Source organism: Pseudoduganella sp. SL102, from assembly GCF_027856995.1.
Taxonomy (GTDB): Bacteria; Pseudomonadota; Gammaproteobacteria; order Burkholderiales; family Burkholderiaceae_D; genus Rugamonas; species Rugamonas albidiflava.
This window is the reverse complement of the sequence record NZ_CP115554.1, coordinates 7104108-7117966: the sequence shown is the minus strand read 5'-3', so window position 1 is coordinate 7117966 and position 13859 is coordinate 7104108. Positions and strand designations below refer to the sequence as shown.

Sequence of the window (13859 nt, the reverse complement as noted above, 5' to 3'; positions counted from 1 at the left end):
ACCCGTTATACCGGCAAGGTTATTTCGGCGCCCCGGTGCCGATGTGCCGGTCGAGGAATTTCTCGACGCGGGTCCAGAAATCGAAGCGGTTCTTCGGCAGCGTCCAGCCGTGGCCCTCGTCTTCGTACTCGACCCATTCGACCGCCTTGTTGGTGGCGCTCACGGCGTCGCGGAAGCGTACGCCGTGGGCGCGCGGCACGCGCCGGTCCGCGCTGCCATGGGCCAGCAGCAGCGGCTGGCGCAGGCGGGCCGCCTGTTCCACCGGTGACGTGGCGCTCAGTTGCGCGGCATCCTTTTCCAGGTCGCCGATCAGTTGCGGCATGCCGTAGCGCATGTACTGCTTCGGGACATCGGAACCGTGCAGCCAGCTGCCGTACATCAGCCGCAGGTCGGCCACACCGGCCCATGCCACGCCGCAGCGGTACAGGTCCGGGTCGCGGATCAGGCCCATCAGCGTGGCATAGCCGCCGTAACTGGCGCCGGCGATGCAGATGCGCTGCGGATCGGCGATGCCTTGTGCGATGGCCCAGCGCGCGCCATCGGCCACGTCGTCCTGCATCGCCAGGCCCCACTGTTTCAGCCCGGCGGAGAAGTGGCGTGCGCCATAGCCGGTGCTGCCGCGAAATTCCGGTTCCAGCACCGCATAGCCGCGCGAGGCGAGGAACTGGGCGTGGGCCGACGAGCCCCATTCCGTGCCGCGCACCCACGGGCCGCCGTGCACCAGGACCACCATCGGCAATTTGCCCTGGCGGCTCGCGCCTGCCGGCAGCGTCAGCAGCCCCGGGATCGGCAAGCCGTCGCGCGCCGTGTACAGCACGTTTTCCTGCGTGCCCATCTGCCGCGCCTGGATGCGGGGATGCGCCTTGCCGACGGGGCTGAACTTGCCCGTTTCGCGGTTGTACAGCAGGAAGACCTTCGGCTGCCGGTCCGAGTAGGTCGTGACCAGCACGAACGGCGTTTCCGGCCGGCGCGGCACCTCGACCAGGTTGACATTGCCGGGCAGCTTCGCGTCGATGGTGGCCTGCAGCGCCTTCAGTTCGGGATCGAGCCACAAGGTATCTTCCGAATCGCCCTTGTAGCGGATGCCGGCCAGCTTGCCGGCCACCTGGATCAGGTGGCCGGAGAAATCGTGCCTGTCGAGGGCGAACAGCGCCTGGTCGCCCACCTTGCCGGTGGCCGGATCGAACACGTGGACGGCGCGCCGGTCGCCGTTGCGGCGGGCCGCCACGTACAGCCGGCCATCGGCAGCGAATTCCAGCGGCTCGAAGCCGCCGCTGGAATCGACATAGCCATCGAACGTGGTGACCACGCGCCACTTGTCTTTTTCCAGCAGCCAGATGGTGTGCTTTCCCTCTTCCAGCGTGACCGCCATGCGCGGTTCGCCCCGCGCATCGAGCATCCAGTTCAGCACATGGCCCGGTTCCGTCACTTCGGTGGTGCGGCCGGTACGCGTGTCGAGGCGCAGCAGCTCGATCGCCAGCACGGCGCCGCTGGTTTCGAAATGGACGCTGCGCACATAGGCGCTGTCCGAATCCTGCGCGCCCGGCTGCGGCAGCATGTAGGTATGCCAGGGCAGCAGCTTGTCGCCGTCGCCGGTGCGGACGAAGCGGCCGCGCCGCTCCGCCAGCGGGCGGAAGTTCTTGCCGTCGCGATCGACCGCGTAGAGCCCGGGCGCGGCATTGACTTCGCCCGGTGCCAGGTCCTTGTCGGTGCTGTCGAACAGCAGCCGGTTGTCGCTGACCCACTGGAAGTGGCCGATGTCGCCGTCCGCGAACGAGGCCACCACCTTGGCGTCCAGCGTGGCCAGGTCGACGACGGCCAGCCTGTCGCGGCCGCCCTCCGCCGCAGTGACCTTGGCGGCCAGGTGGCGTCCGTTGGGCGACAGTTGCGCGCCGCCGAATTCGGCGTTGTCGAAGAAGTCTTGCACGGGCGGTGGCGCGGCGGCGGCGCGGCCGGGCAGCAGCAGGGCGGCAGCCAGCAGGGCCCCGGCCAGGAGAGCGGAAGTCGGCATGAAAGTCGGTAATAACAGTAAGTCAGCGAACTTATCATGCGTCCCGTTCCAGCTTTCTCACCAAATGTCACATGATCAATTTTTATTTAATTTCATTAATTTCCGGCGTGCGGATGTGGCGCACCAGCGCCGCCTGCCGCGGTGCCGGCGGCGGTGTCAGCAGGCTGACCAGGGCCAGCGCCGCGAGCCCGGCCGGCACGCCGAACACGGCGGCCGAGATCGGTGCGATGTCGAACCATTGGGCGGCCGCGCTGCCGCCCAGCGTGGGATTGGTGCGCACCATGTAGAACTGGCAGACCAGGAAGCCGGTAGCCATGCCGGCCAGCGCGCCCCAGCGGTTGGCGCGGCGCCAGAAGACTCCCATCACGAGCGCCGGGAACAGCGTGGAGGCGGCCAGCGAGAACGCGGCGCCCACCAGCGACAGGATATCGCCCGGTTTCGACGAAGCGGAATAGGCGGCCACGAAGGCCACGCCGAGCAGGATCAGCTTCGAGATCGTCACGCGTTTTTGCGTGGATGCCTTCGGGTCGACGATCTTGTAGTACACATCGTGCGACAGGGCGTTGGAGATGGCCAGCAGCAGGCCATCGGCCGTGGACAGGGCCGCGGCCAGGCCGCCGGCCGCCACCAGGCCGGAAATCACGTAGGGCAGCCCGGCGATTTCCGGCGTGGCCAGCACCAGCACGTCGCCGTCGATGGCGATCTCGGCCAGCTGCACGAGGCCGTCGCCATTGATGTCGGTGATGCTGATCAGCGGGTTGGCCCGGTCCACGCTGGCCCAGTACGACACCCAGGTGGGCAGCTCGGAAAAATGGCTGCCGACCAGCGCGCTGTAGATGTCGTATTTGACGAGTACCGCCAGCGCGGGGATGGTCAGGTAGATCAGCAGGATGAAGAACAGCGTCCAGAACACGGAGACGCGGGTTTCGTCGACCGACGGCGTGGTGTACGAGCGCATCAGGATGTGCGGCAGCGCGGCGGTGCCCAGCATCAGGCAGAACGCCAGCGCGATGAAGTTGCGGCGCTTGATGTCCGACTGTTCCTGCGTGGCGCCCGGGAACGGTACCGCGTGCGGCGTCAGCGGCCGCGCGCGCCGCAGGTTGTCATTGCGCGCCGCGTTCCAGATGGCCACGGCATCGTCGGCACTCTTCGGGTAGGCGATCAGCGCACGCTCGGCGGCGCGGATTTCCAGCAGCGAGGCGTTGCGCAGGCGGACGTTGTCGAGGGCATGCTGCAGTTCGGCGCGCCCGGTTTCCCACGAGGTGGGCAGGCCGTCCAGGCGCTGCTGGTATTGCGCGGCGCGTTCGCGGAATACATCGCGCACGGCCGTTTCCCTGGGGTCGGCGGCCAGTGCGGCTTCGCGCGCCGACAGTTGCGGCAGCAGCTTGCCATAGGCCACCTGCGGGATCGGATTGCCGCTGTGCTTCGCGGACAGCCACATGGCCGGGATCAGGAAGGCGGCGACGATGATGATGTACTGCGCCACCTGCGTCCACGTGATGGCGCGCATGCCGCCCAGGAAAGAGCAGACCAGCACGCTGGCCAGGCCGAGGAAGATGCCGACCGAGAAATCGACGCCCGTGAAGCGCGAGGCGATCAGCCCCACGGCATAGATCTGCGCCACCACGTAGGTAAACGAGATGAGGATGGTGGCGGCCACCGCGCACAGCCGGACCGCGCGGCCGTTGGACGGCCCGCCATAGCGCTCGGCGAGGAAATCGGGAATCGTGTACTGGCCGAACCTGCGCAGGTAGGGCGCGATCAGCAGCGCCACCAGGCAGTAGCCGCCGGTCCAGCCCATCACGAAGGCCAGGCCGTCGAAGCCGTTCAGGTACAGCGTGCCGGCCAGGCTGATGAAGCTGGCGGCCGAGATCCAGTCGGCCGCCGTGGCCATGCCGTTGAACAGCGCCGGCACGCGCCGACCGGCCACGTAGTATTCGGCAACGCTGGAGGTGCGCGAGACCAGCCCGATGGAGGCATACAGCACGATGGTGGCGAACATGAACATGTAGCCGATCCACACGCGCGGCATGCCTTCGCTTTCCAGCATCGCCAGCGACAGCAGGAACGCGGCGAAGCAGGCGGTGAAGACCAGGTAGTAGCGGGTCAGGCGCTGCCGGAAGGTGCGCTTCACGGCTGTTCCCCGTGGCGGCGGTCGAGCCGGCGCATGCGCCAGGCGTAGACGCCGATGATGGCGAGGTAGACCAGCGAGGCGCCCTGGGCCGCCAGGTAGAACGACAGCGGCCAGCCGAAGAGGGTCAGGTCGGCCAGTTCGCGGGCGTAGAACACGGCCAGGAAACTGGTGGCGATCCAGGCCGCCAGCAGGATCGCGGTCAGGCGGCGCGTGCCGCGCCAGTAGGCGCCGTCGCGGTCGGCCATGTCGGCCGGGCCAGGATGTCCAGGCATGTCAGCCATAGAACGGCGGCTCCTCTTCCGGGGCTTTGTCGGCGGGGCGCGCCGGGAACGTCAGCCGGAACAGGCTGCCGGGATATTTCGGGTGGCTGGCGCGCGGGTTGCTGAAGACGTCGACCTCGGCGCCATGCTGCTGGGCGATCTCGCGCACGATGGCCAGCCCCAGGCCGCTGCCTTCGGCGCTGCTGCCCAGGATCCGGTAGAAGCGCTCGAACACGTGCTGCCGCTCGGCCGGCGGGATGCCGGGGCCGGTGTCCTCGACTTCGAGCACGGGCGCCTCCTCGGCACGCAGGCGCACCGTCACGCTGCCGCCCTGCGGCGTGTAGCGCAGTGCATTGTCGATCAGGTTCGACAGCAGCTCGCGCAGCATCACGGCGTTGCCGTCGATGAGCACGGGGGCATCCGGCCCTTCGTAGCCCAGGTCGATGCGGTAGTTGAACGATGCCGGCACCCAGTCGCGCACGGCGTTGCGCGCCACGTCGGCCAGGTCGAGCGCGGCGAACGCGCTGCCCGACTGTGGCTGGTTTTCCGCGCGCGCCAGCGCCAGCAGCTGGTTGACCAGGCGCGTGGCGGCCTCCGAGCTTTTCGCCAGCTGTTCCAGCGAGCGGTGGATTTCATGCTGGTCGGTCTGGCGCAGCGCCAGCTCCGACTGCATGCGCATGCCGGCCAGCGGCGTCTTCATCTGGTGCGCCGCATCGGCGATGAAGCGCTTCTGCATTTCGATCGATTGCGACAGCCGCGCCAGCATCTCGTTGAGCGAGCGCACCAGCGGCGTGATCTCTTCCGGCACCTGGTTGGGCGCGATCGGCGACAGGTCGTCGATCGGCCGGGCGCGGATGCGCTCCTGCAGCTCGGCCAGCGGCAGCAGCCCGCGCGACAGGGCGAACCAGACCAGCGCCAGCACCACCGGCAGGATGATGAACTGGGGCAGGATCACGCCCTTGATGATCTCGTTGGCGAGCCTGGCGCGCTTTTCCAGCGTCTCGGCCAGCTGCACCAGCGCCAGCCGGGGCGGGCGTTCGCCGTCTTCTTCCAGGTTCACATAGGCGTAGGCGACGCGGATGGGCGTGCCGTGCAGGTTGGCATTGCGGAAGTGCACGGCGCCGGGGGATGCCATGTCCTCTTCCGCTTGCGGGGCGGGGCGGGGCAGGTCGCGGTCGCCGTCGAGATGGCGGCCCTGCGGACCGAGGATCTGGAAGTAGACGCTGTCGACGTCGTCGGCGCGCAGGATGTCGCGCGCAGGACCAGGCAAACCCGCGGTCAGGCGAGTCATTCCGTTGACTTCGCGCACCTGCTGCGACAGCACGGTGACGGCGTCTTCCAGCGCATTGTCGAACGGCTGGTTGGCGATCGATTTCGCCACCAGGTAGGTGATGGCGATGCTCATCGGCCACAGCAGCAGCAGCGGGGCCAGCATCCAGTCCAGGATCTCGCCGAACAGCGAGTGCTGGATCTCCTCTTCTTCCTCGAGGGCAGGGCTCCACGCCGCATCGGAGCGGTCCGCCGGCGAATTCACTTCGGTTCGGCCGCGGCGGCGCTGGAGAATTTTTCGAGACAGTAGCCGAGGCCGCGCACGGTGGCGATGCGCACGCCGCCCACCTCGATCTTCTTGCGCAGGCGGTGCACGTAGACTTCGATGGCGTTGTTGCTGACTTCCTCGCCCCATTCGCACAGGTGATCGACCAGCTGTTCCTTCGACACGAGGCGGCCGGTGCGGGCCAGCAGGACTTCCAGCAAGCCCAGTTCGCGCGCCGACAGGTCCAGCATCTGGTCGTTGATGTAGGCGCTGCGGCCCACCTGGTCGTAGGTGAGCGGGCCGTGCTTGACGACGGTGGAACCGCCGCCCTGGCCGCGCCGGGTGAGGGCCCGCACGCGCGCCTCCAGCTCGGACAGCGCGAACGGCTTGGCCATGTAGTCGTCGGCGCCCAGGTCCAGGCCGGTGACACGCTGTTCGACCGAATCGGCCGCCGTGAGGATCAGCACCGGCAGCAGCGAGCCGCGCGAACGCAGCCGGCGCAGCACTTCGAGGCCGGGCAGCTTCGGCAGGCCGAGGTCCAGGATCAGCAGGTCGAATTCCTGCGTGGACAGGGCGGTGTCGGCTTCCTGCCCGTTCTTCACGCAGTCGATGGCATAGCCGGACTGGCGCAGCGAGCGCGTGAGTCCGTCCGCCAGGACGCTGTCATCTTCGGCTAGTAAAATACGCATGTTGGCAATCGGGCATTGAGGCAATTTCATTGTACTCAATGTGCGACGGCCATTGGAAAAGCACTGTAAAAACGCTGGATTCCGCTTGCACAAACCACTGGATACATATACAGTACTGCTTGTACCGGATCGGTACACACAGGAATATTCGGAATCATTGAACAGTTAAAGGTCAAGGAAATCATGGACGACAAGAAAGCGGCAGTACCTGCCTCCGAAAAAGCCAAAGCGCTTGCCGCGGCGCTGGCTCAGATTGAAAAACAGTTCGGCAAGGGTTCCGTCATGCGGATGGATTCGTCCGCCCCGCTGGAAGAAGTCCAGACCGTGTCCACCGGCTCGCTGGGCCTGGATATCGCGCTCGGCGTGGGTGGCTTGCCGCGTGGCCGCGTGGTCGAGATCTACGGCCCGGAATCGTCCGGTAAAACCACGCTGACGCTGCAGACCATCGCCGAAATGCAAAAGCTCGGCGGCACCTGCGCGTTCATCGATGCCGAACACGCGCTGGACGTCACCTATGCGCAAAAGCTGGGCGTGAACCTGCACGAGCTGCTGATTTCGCAGCCGGACACGGGCGAACAGGCCCTGGAAATCTGCGATGCGCTGGTGCGCTCCGGTTCCGTCGACATGATCGTCATCGACTCCGTGGCGGCACTGACGCCGCGCGCCGAGATCGAAGGCGACATGGGCGATTCGCTGCCGGGCCTGCAGGCCCGCCTGATGTCCCAGGCGCTGCGCAAGCTGACCGGCACGATCAACCGCACCAACACGCTGGTCATCTTCATCAACCAGATCCGCATGAAGATCGGCGTGATGTTCGGTTCGCCGGAAACCACCACCGGTGGTAATGCGCTGAAGTTCTACGCCTCCGTGCGCCTGGACATCCGCCGCACCGGCTCGATCAAGTCCGGCGACGAGGTGATCGGTAACGAAACGAAGGTGAAGGTCGTCAAGAACAAGATCGCGCCGCCGTTCAAGGAAGCGCACTTCGACATCCTGTATGGCGAAGGCACCTCCCGCGAAGGCGAGATCATCGACCTGGGCGTGGAAGCGAAGATCGTCGAGAAGTCCGGCTCGTGGTACAGCTACGGCGGCGAGCGCATCGGTCAAGGCAAGGACAATGCCCGTACGTTCCTGCGCGAACGCCCGGCACTGGCCCGCGAGATCGAGAACAAGGTGCGTGCTTCGCTGGGCGTGCGCGAACTGCCGCCGACCGAAGGCGAAGTAGTAGCGCCGAAACTGAAGGCCGTCGAGTAATCCCGGCTGGCCGCGGGCTTCGGCCCCGGCCTGGCCGCCCGGCGCTTCAGTCGATCGACTGATCCTGGGCTTGTAAAAGCTCTTCATCGCCACCGACCAAAGCTCTTCATCGCCACCGACCAAAGCTCTTCATCGCCACCGACCGCTTTGCGGCGGTGGCGATGTTTTTTATACTGTCCGCTTTTCTCCTGCCCACCCGCCAATCCCGTCCCGATGCGCGCACCACCCCCCAGCCTGAAAGCCCGCGCCCTGCGCCTGCTGTCCACCCGCGAGCACAGCCGCCTGGAACTGGCCCGCAAGCTGGCGCGCCATGCGGAAGAGGGCGACGACATCGATGCCTTGCTCGACTGGCTGGAAAAAAACAAGTGGCTGTCCGAAGAGCGCTTTTCCGAATCGCTGATCCACCGCCGTTCGGCCCGCTACGGCAACAGCCGCATCCTGGCCGAACTGCAAAGCCATGGCGTCAAGGGTGAAGCGTTGCAGGACCTGAAGGCCGGCCTGGCCGAAGATGAAGTGGCGCGCTGCTGCGAGGTGTGGCGGCGCAAGTTCCACGGCAAGCTCGCCGAGGACGCCGAAGAGCGCAGCAAGCAGATGCGCTTCCTCATCCAGCGCGGCTTTTCCCAGAAAGCCGTCCGCGCCGCCATGAAGGGCTACGACCCCGACGACGAGTTTGGAAATATCTGATATTCACACAACGATTCATACAATGCAGAGCAGCTCCCGGGCTGCTTTTTTGTTGCCCCAAAAACGGTGACAGGCTCCAATTTTTTTGCAACATTTCCCGGAAAATGGTGCCTGTCACCGTTTTTCGATATTTCACCCAATAATAGAGCAGCTGCCGGGTAGTTTTTTGTTGCCCGAAAAACGGTGACAGGCTCCAATTCTTTTGCAACATTTCCCGGAAGATGGGAGCGGGAGAAGTACAGCCATGCGTGGCTGTACCGCTACGCTGGCAAGCTGTGCTGCTTGAAACCCCAGTTGCGCCCCATTTTCAGGAAATAACTTTATTCACTGCAACGCTTCCGGCGCCACGTCCTGCCACCGCGATCCCGCGCGGCGCCCCTCTTTACGCTGGAAGTTGTACGATCACATTGCTATCCAGTGCCCCAGCGGTGTGCTACACTTTTGTAGTTTTATGCAGCACCGCGGGTGCGGTGGTTGTCCGTAGAAGCTGCGGCAACGTACGAAATCAGTACATGGCTGCTTACTAATTTGGCCGCGCGAGCGGCATCGGTGTTATGTCTCTGTCAAATCCTCTCAAGAGTGCGCCTTCCCCACAGCGCGCCATGGACATCCAGGCGTTCGCGCACATGGGTGCACCATGGGATTTCGTCACCCGTTCCACCGACATCTCAGTCAACGACACTCTGCTGGCTTCCAGGATCCCGGTTGCCGCCAGCGCCACGCACCCGCATAGCAAACGTACCCGCTTGACAATTGCCATCCCCGCAAGGACGCGCAATTGCCCGGTATCGACCCCACGCTGGGCGGTTCATGCCGCCATCACAGCTCAGGTGCCGCACGACTGAAGTAGCAGCAACTTTTCAAACCCATTTCAAATTCAGCATCAGAAGGGAAGCCAGCATGAAAATCCATGAGTATCAAGGCAAAGAAATCCTCCGGAAGTTCGGAGTGACGGTTCCGCGCGGCATTCCGTGCATGTCCGTGGAAGAAGCAGTGAAAGCTGCCGAAACGCTGGGCGGCCCGGTCTGGGTGGTCAAGGCGCAGATCCACGCCGGTGGCCGTGGCAAAGGCGGTGGCGTGAAAGTCGCCAAGTCGCTGGAGCAGGTCAAGGAATACTCCGAACAGATCATGGGCATGCAACTGGTGACCCACCAGACTGGCCCGGAAGGCCAGAAAGTTCGCCGTCTGATGATCGAAGAAGGCGCCGACATCAAGAAGGAACTGTACGTTTCGCTGGTGACCGACCGCGTTTCGCAGCGCGTGGTGCTGATGGCTTCCTCCGAAGGCGGCATGGACATTGAAGAAGTGGCCGAATCGCATCCGGAAAAGATCCACAACGTGATCATCGACCCGGCCGTGGGCCTGACCGATGCGGATGCCGACGACGTCGCCCGCAAGATCGGCGTGCCGGAAGGCTCGATCGCCGATGCCCGCGCCAACCTGCAAGGCCTGTACAAAGCCTACTGGGACACCGATGCATCGCTGGCTGAAATCAACCCGCTGATCCTGACCGGCGAAGGCAAGGTCATCGCCCTGGACGCGAAGTTCAACTTCGACTCCAACGCCCTGTTCCGTCACCCGGAAATCGTCGCCTATCGCGACCTGGACGAAGAAGATCCGGCTGAAGTCGAAGCATCGAAGTTCGACCTGGCCTACATCTCCCTGGACGGCAATATCGGCTGCCTGGTGAACGGCGCCGGCCTGGCCATGGCCACCATGGACACCATCAAGCTGTTCGGCGGCGAGCCAGCCAACTTCCTGGACGTGGGCGGTGGCGCAACGGCCGAGAAAGTGACCGAAGCCTTCAAGATCATGCTGAAGAACCCGGGCCTGAAGGCGATCCTGGTGAACATCTTCGGCGGCATCATGCGTTGCGACGTGATCGCCGAAGGCGTGATCACCGCATCGAAGGCCGTGCAGCTGCAGGTACCGCTGGTCGTCCGCATGAAGGGCACCAACGAAGACCTGGGCAAGAAGATGCTGGCCGACTCCGGCCTGCCGATCATCGCCGCCGACACCATGGAAGACGCAGCGAAGAGCGTTGTTGCCGCTGCTGCCGGTCAAGCTTAATTAAGGAACCAACATGTCTATTCTGATCAACAAAGACACCAAAGTCATCACCCAGGGCATCACCGGCAAGACCGGCCAGTTCCATACCCGCGGTTGCCGCGACTACGCGAACGGCCGTGAAGCCTTCGTGGCAGGCGTGAACCCGAAGAAAGCCGGCGAAGACTTCGAAGGCATTCCTATCTACGCAACCGTCAAGGAAGCGGCATCGGAAACCGGTGCCACCGTTTCCGTGATCTACGTGCCGCCGGCAGGCGCCGCCGCCGCGATCTGGGAAGCCGTTGAAGCCGAGCTGGAACTGGCGATTTGCATCACCGAAGGCATTCCTGTCCGCGACATGATGGAAATCAAGGATCGCATGGCCAAGGCCGGTTCGAAGACCCTGCTGCTGGGCCCGAACTGCCCTGGCCTGATCACCCCGGACGAAATCAAGATCGGCATCATGCCGGGCCACATCCACAAGAAAGGCCGTATCGGCGTCGTGTCCCGTTCGGGCACGCTGACGTACGAAGCCGTGGGCCAGCTGACCGCACTGGGCCTGGGCCAGTCGTCGGCCGTGGGCATCGGCGGTGACCCGATCAACGGCCTGAAGCACATCGACGTGATGCGCATGTTCAACGAAGATCCGGATACCGACGCGGTCATCATGATCGGCGAAATCGGCGGTCCTGACGAAGCCAACGCTGCACGCTGGATCAAGGACAACATGAAGAAGCCGGTCGTCGGCTTCATCGCCGGTGTCACCGCTCCTCCGGGCAAGCGCATGGGCCACGCCGGCGCGCTGATCTCCGGCGGTGCCGACACCGCCGAAGCCAAGCTGGCAATCATGGAAGAGTGCGGCATCACCGTGACGAAGAACCCGTCCGAGATGGCCAAGCTGCTGAAGGCAATGCTGTAATAGCAGCCATTGCACGATAATGACGGGGGCTGCGGCCCCCGTTATTTTTTGTGCGCCGCTTGGTACCGGTACGGCTGAGCTGGTCGTAAAGCAACACCGGGGACAGTCCCCTCCGCAGGGACAGTCCCCAGCGTTTTTACAACAGTCCCCGGAATTTCTACAACAGTCCACATGGAGGCGATGCGTTGGCGAAGATCCTGATCTCGCGCGAAGGCGTGCTGGAGCAAACCGTGCAGCTCACCAAGGAGCGCATGACGCTCGGCCGCCACCGCCATAACGACATCGTGCTCGAGCACCAGACCGTGAGCGGCGAACATGCGGCCATCATCACGATCCTCGACGATTCCTTCCTGGAAGACCTGTATTCGACAAATGGCACGTTCGTCAACGGCCACCGCGTCGGCAAGCACTTCCTGCAACATGGCGATACGATCAAGCTGGCCAAGTACAGCATCGACTTCGTGGCGGACGGCATCCGGCCCATCAGCGGCATCCCCGCCATGCCGGCAGCCATCCCGCCCGCCCGCATCGAGGTCCTGAACGGCAGCAACGCCGGCCGCCTGCTCGCGCTGGACAAGCCACAGACCAGTCTCGGCCGCGCCGGCATCCAAGTGGTGACGATCAACCGGACCGAAGCCGGCTATGCCGCTCTCCATGCCGATGGCGATCGCGTGCCGCTGCTGAACGGCGCACCGCTCGGCAAGCTGCCCCACGCACTTGCCGACGGCGACGTGCTGGATCTCTCCGGCACACGGATGGCTTTCCGGCTGGGCTGACAAAATTCGTCAGATGACGATCCTTGCACCTGACAATCTACGAACCTTGAAGTGACGAAATTTGTCACTATTTCCGCTTGGAACTGCCATAAATGGCTTTTTTCGGCCTGGAAACAGCACAAACCGGGCTGGCACGGGGATTGCTCTACATCAATCATCTCAACCCGTTTCGTTTCTACCTGAAGGAGCAACACCATGAAATCCATGAACCAGAAAGCCCAAGCCGGTTTCACCCTGATCGAATTGATGATCGTCGTGGCGATCATCGGCATCCTGGCAGCCGTGGCAATTCCGGCTTACCAGAACTACGTGAAGCGCGCTGCGTACACCGACGTGGTTAGCCAGATGAGCCCGTACAAACTGGCCGTTGAAGAAGCATTCCAGAATGGCGTGGCACTGGCTGACATGGATGCAGCTACCAACGGTGGCGCAGCAAGCAACCTGCCGACTACGCCGACTACGACTGCTACTGGCAGCGTGTTCAACAGCCTGGCTGTAGCAGACGGTCAAATCACGGCCACCCCGAACGCAGTAAAAGGCATCGCTTCGACGGACACGTGTGTGTTGTCCCCAAGCGTTGCGGGCGGTGCCGATGCCTCTTCCGGTACTGCGCGCTTGACCTGGGCCTACTCGGGCGCCTGCCTGACCAAGGGCTACGTGAAGAACTGATCCTTGGTTCAGCTAGCACAAGCAAAAAGCCCGGCATCGCCGGGCTTTTTGCTTTACCAATCGGATTCACACGATCTTCTGCCGATCCGTAATCAACGCCTGGTAGGTCAAATTCTGCAGCATCATGTAGTGCGCCGGATCGAGGTCGATGAACTGCATCCCGTAGGCATAGCGGGGCCTGCCGTCGGGCCACGGCTCCGCGGCGTTCACGTTGCGGATCGAGGCTTTGGCGGTGATGATCACCTGCCGCTTGTCCGGCTCCGTCAGCAGGGTGAATTGCACGGCCACGGGTTCCACTTCCTCGGGAATCGGCTTTTTCGTATGCATCAGTGCCCCGGAAACGCTGAGGTTCACGAGGAAGCCGACCTGTTCGAATCCCGCGGCCGTCTTGACCTGTGCCGGAATATCGACCTTCACCCGCATCGCCATGCGCAGGCTGGTCCCCTGGATCTGCTTGGGAAACGTCACGTGCGCATACAGCAGCGGCCGGCCAAAGATGCGCTCGACGATGGCGTTGAACGAGCACACGTTCACGCCGGAAAACACGCGCAGCGTCAGCTTGTCGCCTTCGCCCAGCGCGATCGGCGCGCCCTGTTCGAACGGAATCTTGATGATCAGGTACTCATCCTTGACCCATCCGATCACGTTGGAGAAATTCTGCGCCGGGCGCAGCGCCCGATGGGTAATGACCTGCAGCCGCATGCCGACCTGCAGGTTCATCTGCTCGAAAGTGAATTGCTGAGGCGTTGCTTCAGGCGCTGCGGTGCCAGTCATCGGTTGTTCCAGATGGAAAGTGACCGATGATTATAGAACTTTGGCTAACGGATATGGTTGTTGATGTAGGACAAAACTTACATTTTGGAATGTCAAGTCGTCATCGCCA

Annotated in this window: 12 protein-coding genes; 6 read left to right on the top strand and 6 right to left on the bottom strand. The window is 63.7% G+C overall.

Annotated elements, in window-relative coordinates; translation table 11 throughout:
- Positions 1-19: 19 nt before the first annotated feature.
- From OU994_RS30230 to OU994_RS30210, 5 genes are all read right to left on the bottom strand, one after another.
- The gene (locus OU994_RS30230) at positions 20-2011 is read right to left on the bottom strand and encodes a prolyl oligopeptidase family serine peptidase (protein WP_281608908.1); all 1992 of its coding nucleotides are present in this window, start codon (positions 2009-2011) and stop codon (positions 20-22) included.
- A gap of 82 nt (positions 2012-2093) precedes the next feature.
- Positions 2094-4145: a sodium:solute symporter family protein gene (locus tag OU994_RS30225; protein ID WP_281608907.1), complete on the bottom strand. Its 2052-nt coding sequence runs from the start codon at positions 4143-4145 to the stop codon at positions 2094-2096.
- Positions 4142-4426, bottom strand: coding sequence for a DUF4212 domain-containing protein (locus OU994_RS30220; RefSeq protein ID WP_281608906.1), 285 nt, complete (start codon positions 4424-4426; stop codon positions 4142-4144). Before OU994_RS30220 ends, OU994_RS30225 begins: the two co-directional genes overlap by 4 nt.
- The gene (locus OU994_RS30215) at positions 4419-5939 is read right to left on the bottom strand and encodes a sensor histidine kinase (RefSeq protein ID WP_281608905.1); all 1521 of its coding nucleotides are present in this window, start codon (positions 5937-5939) and stop codon (positions 4419-4421) included. The genes OU994_RS30220 and OU994_RS30215 overlap by 8 nt, the downstream gene beginning before the upstream one ends.
- Entirely contained in the window at positions 5936-6628 is a 693-nt protein-coding gene (locus OU994_RS30210; protein ID WP_131143729.1) for a response regulator transcription factor, read from the bottom strand. Before OU994_RS30210 ends, OU994_RS30215 begins: the two co-directional genes overlap by 4 nt.
- Before the next feature lie 183 nt (positions 6629-6811).
- On the opposite strand from OU994_RS30210, the gene recA reads away from it, so the two are divergent.
- From recA to OU994_RS30180, 6 genes are all read left to right on the top strand, one after another.
- Positions 6812-7882: a recombinase RecA gene (recA, locus tag OU994_RS30205; protein WP_131143730.1), complete on the top strand. Its 1071-nt coding sequence runs from the start codon at positions 6812-6814 to the stop codon at positions 7880-7882.
- Between the two features lie 213 nt (positions 7883-8095).
- Positions 8096-8566: a recombination regulator RecX gene (gene recX, locus OU994_RS30200; RefSeq protein WP_281608904.1), complete on the top strand. Its 471-nt coding sequence runs from the start codon at positions 8096-8098 to the stop codon at positions 8564-8566.
- 900 nt (positions 8567-9466) lie between these two features.
- Positions 9467-10636 (top strand): ADP-forming succinate--CoA ligase subunit beta, encoded by a 1170-nt coding sequence (gene sucC, locus OU994_RS30195; RefSeq protein WP_130187385.1) that lies wholly within the window; start codon positions 9467-9469, stop codon positions 10634-10636.
- Positions 10637-10649: 13 nt separating this feature from the next.
- Complete coding sequence (gene sucD / locus OU994_RS30190; RefSeq protein ID WP_281608903.1) at positions 10650-11531, top strand: succinate--CoA ligase subunit alpha; 882 nt, start codon at positions 10650-10652, stop codon at positions 11529-11531.
- 185 nt (positions 11532-11716) lie between these two features.
- On the top strand, positions 11717-12307 hold the full coding sequence (locus OU994_RS30185; RefSeq protein ID WP_281608902.1) for an FHA domain-containing protein: 591 nt from the start codon (positions 11717-11719) through the stop codon (positions 12305-12307).
- A gap of 195 nt (positions 12308-12502) precedes the next feature.
- A complete protein-coding gene (locus tag OU994_RS30180) occupies positions 12503-12976 on the top strand; it encodes a prepilin-type N-terminal cleavage/methylation domain-containing protein (protein ID WP_281608901.1) in 474 nt (157 codons plus the stop codon).
- A gap of 66 nt (positions 12977-13042) precedes the next feature.
- Here the strand turns inward: OU994_RS30180 and OU994_RS30175 are convergent, their stop codons facing one another.
- On the bottom strand, positions 13043-13750 hold the full coding sequence (locus tag OU994_RS30175; protein WP_281608900.1) for a flagellar brake protein: 708 nt from the start codon (positions 13748-13750) through the stop codon (positions 13043-13045).
- Positions 13751-13859 lie beyond the last annotated feature (109 nt).